6 protein-coding genes are annotated in these 6512 nt (G+C 40.1%); all 6 read left to right on the forward strand.

The window, feature by feature from the left end:
- Nucleotides 1–101 precede the first annotated feature (101 nt).
- The 6 genes from coaD to ACH0BF_RS06480 all read left to right on the forward strand — a co-directional run bounded on the left by coaD (nt 102) and on the right by ACH0BF_RS06480 (nt 6370).
- Nucleotides 102–575 carry a pantetheine-phosphate adenylyltransferase gene (gene coaD, locus ACH0BF_RS06455; protein ID WP_120032359.1) on the forward strand — a complete coding sequence of 158 codons (474 nt, stop codon included), beginning with the start codon at nt 102–104 and terminating at the stop codon, nt 573–575.
- Between the two features lie 536 nt (nt 576–1111).
- Nucleotides 1112–2182, forward strand: a complete 1071-nt coding sequence (locus ACH0BF_RS06460) for an Ldh family oxidoreductase (RefSeq protein ID WP_406909087.1) — start codon at nt 1112–1114, stop codon at nt 2180–2182.
- 351 nt (nt 2183–2533) lie between these two features.
- Nucleotides 2534–3529, forward strand: a complete 996-nt coding sequence (locus ACH0BF_RS06465; RefSeq protein WP_340853559.1) for a TRAP transporter substrate-binding protein — start codon at nt 2534–2536, stop codon at nt 3527–3529.
- A 12-nt stretch (nt 3530–3541) separates the two neighbouring features.
- On the forward strand, nt 3542–4114 hold the full coding sequence (locus ACH0BF_RS06470) for a TRAP transporter small permease (protein WP_340853561.1): 573 nt from the start codon (nt 3542–3544) through the stop codon (nt 4112–4114).
- Nucleotides 4115–4132: 18 nt separating this feature from the next.
- Nucleotides 4133–5413, forward strand: a complete 1281-nt coding sequence (locus tag ACH0BF_RS06475; RefSeq protein WP_340853562.1) for a TRAP transporter large permease — start codon at nt 4133–4135, stop codon at nt 5411–5413.
- 336 nt (nt 5414–5749) lie between these two features.
- Nucleotides 5750–6370, forward strand: coding sequence for an SAM-dependent methyltransferase (locus ACH0BF_RS06480; protein ID WP_120032351.1), 621 nt, complete (start codon nt 5750–5752; stop codon nt 6368–6370).
- Nucleotides 6371–6512 lie beyond the last annotated feature (142 nt).

Here is a 6512-nt window from a genome sequence, read left to right on the forward strand (position 1 = left end):
ATGGAGTAAAAGAGTATTGGATAAATTAACATGGAAAAGATAAAACTATTCCAATCACACCGAGGCAAATGTTATTATTAACAAAAAACCAGGAGAATGAAATGAAAGCTATATACCCAGGAAGCTTTGATCCGGTTACAAATGGACATATTGATATTATCAATAGAGCAAGTGATTTTTTCGATGAGCTAATAGTAGCTGTCATGGTGAATTCGAAGAAAAGTCCTCTCTTTTCTATTGAAGAGAGGAAGGGGATGATTGAAAGAGCGTTCGTTGGCAACGAAAAAATAAAAGTAACGGCATTTCAAGGCTTGCTTGTCGATTATATGAAGAAAAACGATATAAGGGCCATTGTTAAAGGCTTAAGAACAGTAACGGATTATGCGTATGAAGCACAAATGGCCATGGTGAATAAAAGCTTATACAGAGGAGCGGAAACATTTTTCATCCATTCAAGTGAAAAATATTCCTTTCTTAGTTCGAGTATCGTAAAGGAAATTTACTCTCATAATGGCAGCGTATCTGAATACATACCAAGTCATGTAGAGAAAGCCCTGCAGGAAAAATTAAAATAATGCCTTCAGCAAGGAAGCCCATTTTTAAGGAAGGAGGCTTCCTTATTTTTATTTGGTGATTATGACAGGATTTGTCCAGAGAGTGGATGATAAGAAAACTTAAATGGGAAGCAAAAGGAAGGAGCAGTGAAAAGTATTTTATTTTTATAAGTAGTTCTGCTGTTTTATTATGACTACCAGTACCTATTTCATTGCTCAAAGCATGGAAAAAGGTTTTTTAAACATGGCCAACACTTACATACCGTTTCTAATTGACGCGCCTGCTAGCAGGCGCGTTTTTATAAATAGCTTTTAGAATTTTTAAACGAACAACCAGGCAAGGAAGCTCTCCGTTCTAGTGCATAGTAGATGACTGCTATAAAGTATAGAGTTTTCGTCATCTTAATATAAAAGAGTAGAGGATGGATAGCTTTTTTCATATTCATAATATTAAAACGACCAGTCGAAAGGGGAGGCGCCCTGTTGTTCAGTCCATAAAAAGTTCCTTGAATCTATGATCATTCAATTTTATGCAAGTATAAAGGAGAGAGCATGGAGTGTACAGTTATACAGCGATGGACTTAAAGGGTTTTTGTGAGACGGTGCTCGTAAAGAGTGGAATGGCAAAGGACGACTCGAAGATTGTAGCGGCCTCTTTAATCCAGGCAAATTTGGAGGGAATCGATAGCCATGGAATCAGTCGTCTGCCTATACATGTTAAAAGGCTGCTGGAGGGACGTATTAATGCGACTCCTGATATTCAGCTAAAAGCAAATAATTCGGTGCTTGTAGTGGATGGCCATAATGGACTTGGCCATGTAGTCAGTTATCATGCTTTGGTTAAAGGCATGGAAATGGTGAAGCAATCGGGAATAGTCGCTATTGCTATTAAAAACAGCAACCACTTTGGAGCTGCCTCGTACTTTTGTCAGCTAGTGTGCAAGCGGAATATCATTTGTATAGGTTTTACTAATTCTCCTTCTGGAATAGCGCCTTGGGGAGGAAAGCAGGCTTTTTTTGGCACGAATCCGATTGCTTTCGGATTTCCTACAGGAAACGATACACCCGTGATTATTGATTTATCAACGAGCGTAGTTGCAAGAGGGAAAATTATGGTTGCTGATCAGCAAGGAGATTCTATACCTGATGGCTGGGCAATCGATCAAAAGGGGGAGCCCACTAACAATCCTAAGGAGGCGTTAAAAGGCTCTGTCCTGCCTATGGGAGGGCCTAAAGGTTCGGCGCTGGCACTGGCAGTGGAACTCTTGGCAGGAGTGCTTTCAGGAGCGGCTTTTGGACCTTATGTTAAAAATATATATAACGAGGAAGAGGAGGATAAAGCAAATGTGGGACACTTTTTCATTTTAATAGATACGGAAAAGTTTATGGATTTAGAGACATTCTTTCCTTCCATACAAAACCTGCTAGAGGAAATGAAAAAGGTTTCCAAAGTACCGGGCATAAAGGAAATCCGTTATCCGGGAGAAAGAAGAAAGCGGGAGGAACAAAAGCGCAAGGAAACTGGCATTCAGCTAGCTGCTCCTCTGGAGAAAGAATTAATGGAAATAGGTGAACAATTCAATATAAAATTTCCGGCTCGAACTGTTACTCAAAGTATGGAAACTTAAGAGGTACTGTGGCTGGCTGATAGAAAACATGGTTTAGCTGCATAAAGCGTACAGCGGAACGGTTGATGGCCATTTGCTTGTTGAATGATATATTTATTGAGAATACAGAAGTGAGAAGGAACAAAATATGAAGGTTTTGAGGGATACTTATAATTAATCATTGCTCAGGGGCGAGAAAAAGTTTCTGCAGACATTCCCTTCTTTTTTTAATGTACTTGAACGCTTTCCTTATAAATATCATTAATAGGAGAAGCATTTTATAAGCTCTCTTTAGTGATTGGATAGAACGACAGTATCTCGGTCTATAAGAAGTTTTATAAATGCTTACCTCAGAAAAGGAGGGATTATTGAGTGAAACTTTACTTATCCTATCTGCTGATCATCCTTTTATTCATCCTGAGCGGGTGCTCCCATGCAACTACAAAAGGCAAAGCTGAGGCAGAGTATGTGTTGCGGCTGGGGCATTTGCAGACCGAGACACATCCCTATCAAAAAGGGGCATTAAAATTCAAAGAATTAGTTGAGAAAAGATCTAATGGGAAAGTCCGAATTGATATTTTTCCAAGCAGTCAATTAGGCAATGGCCGTGATCAAATAGAAGGTGCTCAAATTGGCTCCATTCATTTTCACATTGGCTCTGTTGCTCCAGTAACAAATTTTGCCCCAAAGTTCAATCTGCTTAATTTGCCTTACTTATTTGAAAGCAGGGAACACGCTTTTCGGGTCTTAGACGGAGACATTGGCCAAGAGATCGCAAGCGGTTTGGAAAGTAAAGGATTGCTTAACTTAGGATATATGGAAAATGGATGGAGGCACCTGACCAATAATAAAAAGCCGATTAAAACAAGTGATGATGCCTCCGGTTTAAAGCTTCGCGTTCAAGAGTCTCCTCCTTATATTTCTTTCGTCAAAGCTTTAGGATCTGCTCCGGTGCCTATTCCCTTTGGGGAATTATATACCGCTTTAGAACAGAAAGTGGTCGATGGACAGGAAAACCCTCTGGCCCAAATTTACTTAAATAAACTGCATGAGGTTCAAAAGTACCTCACCTTAACTGCACATAATTATGATGCTGCCATTTTTTTGATGAGCAAGACGACCTTCGATACGTTGCCCTCCGACCTTCAAAAAGTGATAAAAAAATCCGCTAAAGAAGCCATTCAATATGAAAGAAAACTTGCTGTACAAGAGGAAAAAAAGCTGTTAGAACGATTGAGAGAAAGTGATATACAGATTGAGGAGGCACCTGACCTGGCCTCATTTAAGAGAACGGCAGAGCCCGTATATAAAGAGTTTGAAGAATCAATTGGCAAGGACCTGATCCAAGAAGTGGAAAACTTAAAATAAAGGGTGAAAAAAATGAGAGGATTTTTCCCTAAACTTAGCTTCAGGATTGACCAGGCGAGCCGTGTCATAATTATTTTTTTATTTTCAGCAGCTTTTATTGGAACCGTCTATCAGGTGGTTTCCCGGTTTATTCTTCAAAGCTCTATAATAAAGGAAGCTCTTCCGATGATAGACTTCAGTGTATTTAACCTTACATGGATAGAAGAGCTGATACGTTATTTGTTTGTTTGGGTGGTTTTTCTTGGAATCGGAACTGTATATAAAAATAAAGGCCATGCACGAGTGGAAGTATTCATTAATCGCTTGCCTGAAAAGTGGAAAATGGGAATGGCGGGATTCATTGAAGTGATAAATTCAGCGCTGTTTGTATTTTTGATCATCTATGGCTTACGTATTTTAAAATTCACGAGCCAGCAAATTTCCCCATCCCTCGGGCTTAATATGATCTGGATTTACGGAGCAGTTGTAGTCAGTTCCGTTATATGTCTCATTCATGCTATTGCCCATCTGTCACTGCTAAAAACAAAAGAAGTAGAGAGCAGCGGATCGTCTGGGAGGAAAGCAGGAACAGACATCCAACTATAAAAAAGGAAGGTGAAGTAGATGACGATTGCAATTGTCGTAATTGCCCTTCTCTTTTTACTTATGACCCTCGGTGTCCCTATTGCTATTTCGCTTATTTGGGCCTCGATAGCCGGTTTTGTTACTAGCATTTATTACGTCCCTTTGGAGGTAGTGCCGCAGAGGCTGCTGACTTCAGTAGATTCCTTTCCTTTGCTCGCCATTCCATTTTTTATGCTGGCCGGGGAATTCATGATGGCAGGCAGCATGGGACAACGGATTGCCGGTTTTGCTTTTGCAACAGTCGGATGGATTAGGTCGGGGCTTGCCCAAGTTTCCACGCTAACAGCTATGTTTTTTGCTGGTGTATCGGGCTCAGGCGCTGCGGATACAGCTGCGGTTGGAAAAATGATGATTCCGATGATGGAGAAAAAAGGCTATGATAAAGGTTTTGCGGCTGCTACTGTGGCGAGTGCTGGCACAATTGCTATCGTCATTCCTCCTTCGATTCCCATGATTGTGTACGGAGTGACTGCAGGGGTGTCTATTGGAGATTTGTTCACTGCCGGCATTATTCCTGGCATTTTAATCGGATTATCGATTATGTTCGTCAATTACTGGATGACTAAGAAAAGGAATTATTTGGAGGAAAAAGGAAAATTTGAGTTTGTTTCTTTCAAAAAAGCACTGATGGAAGGAGTTTTGGCGCTAGTTCTGCCATTGATTATTATTTTTGGGATTCGCGGTGGGATTTTTACGCCGACAGAAGCCGGAGCTGTAGCAGCCGCTTATGCATTTGTTGTAAGTAAATTTATTTATAAAGATATGAAATGGAGTGATATGCCTGCCGCTTTCCTAAATGCAGCGAAGATGACAGCAATGGTAGTATTCATTATAGCTGGGGCCAATCTTTTTGGCTGGCTTCTGACGGCTGAACAGATTCCTCAACAACTTGCTTCTCTCGTCATGCACCTTTCCAGCAACCAGTATATAATTCTATTCTTATTTAATGTTATTTTCTTTATTGCCGGATGCTTTTTGAATGCTTCGGCAGCCATCACTATTTTAACGCCTTTGCTGTTACCGATTGCTATAGGAGTCGGGATAGATCCAGTTTTCTTTGGGCTTGTCATGGTGGTGAATTTATCGATAGGACTTATTACTCCACCTGTTGGTTTAGATTTGTTTGTCGTTAAGGGGATTGCAGACGTGTCATACGACAGGCTCATTCGTGCAGTCGTCCCATTTATTCTTATCATGATTGTCGACTTGTTAATCATTACGTATGTTCCACAAATTTCTATGTTTTTAACTACACTATAATAAAAAGTAAAGTGATCAACTTTTCATCCAATAGAGTTGATCGCTTTTACTGTGTAAACAAGTGTTTTGCTAAGCAGTCACATAAATGTTGATATACCCCTATGTGTATTTTATAATACTATTATGAGTAAGTACATCTAAAATGCGGAGCGACCTTGCTTGTAAATGGTTTCTAATTTTTTAAATTCTGTTAGGGCTGAGGACTTCTTGGACAGACTTTTAGCTGTGTAGGCCCGAAGAGAAAGGTTGTACACACGTATAAGTGCAAGAAGATGAATCATAATCCATTTTGCAAAAAAGATGGACAGAATGATTGGCATGAAAGGAGAGAGACAGATGAATAGGTGGAATAACCGATTTCAAAATGAAAAGTATGTATATGGAACGCACCCCAACGTTTTTTTAGAAGAGGTCCAAAAGAAACTGCAGTTATCAGGTGACGCATTAGCCATTGCAGAGGGAGAAGGACGCAATGCAGTTTTTTTAGCGGAACAGGGAATGAAGGTCACTGCTTGGGATTATGCTGAGTCTGGATTAGAGAAAACGAAAAAACTTGCTGCTTCAAGAGGAACAGTTGTTCAAACAGAGCTGGTCGATTTGAACGAGGCACAATGGGAGAGAGACCGATGGGATGAGGTCGTTTGTATTTTCGGGCATTTTCCAACAAAATTACGGCAAAAAACGCTTCGTAATATTAAGGAAGCGGTGAAGCCGGAAGGGTATTTTGTGACAGAGGTTTATTCTCTTTACCAAATTCCTTATAAAAGCGGAGGGCCGCAAGACATTGATCTTTTATATGCGCCGGAAGAGTTTTTAGAAGTATTTTCCGATTGGCGTATCATTCATTTTTTTATGGGGGAAGTAGTCCGGCACGAAGGAGAAATGCATAATGGTTTGTCCCATGTCATTCAAATTGTCGCTCAAAAGCCAGAAAGCAAGCACAGCGAAAAAAATTAGTTGATAAGACGTATATATAACAAGGAACTAAAAAGCCCTTCTTGTTTAAGGGGGACTGACCCCATAAAGTGAGACAAATAAAAAACACCTTTAAGTTGAAAACGAGTATGGGATACTCGAAAATAACTTGGAGGTGTTTTTC

Source organism: Pseudobacillus sp. 179-B 2D1 NHS (assembly GCF_045370945.1).
Taxonomy (GTDB): domain Bacteria; phylum Bacillota; class Bacilli; order Bacillales; family Domibacillaceae; genus Pseudobacillus.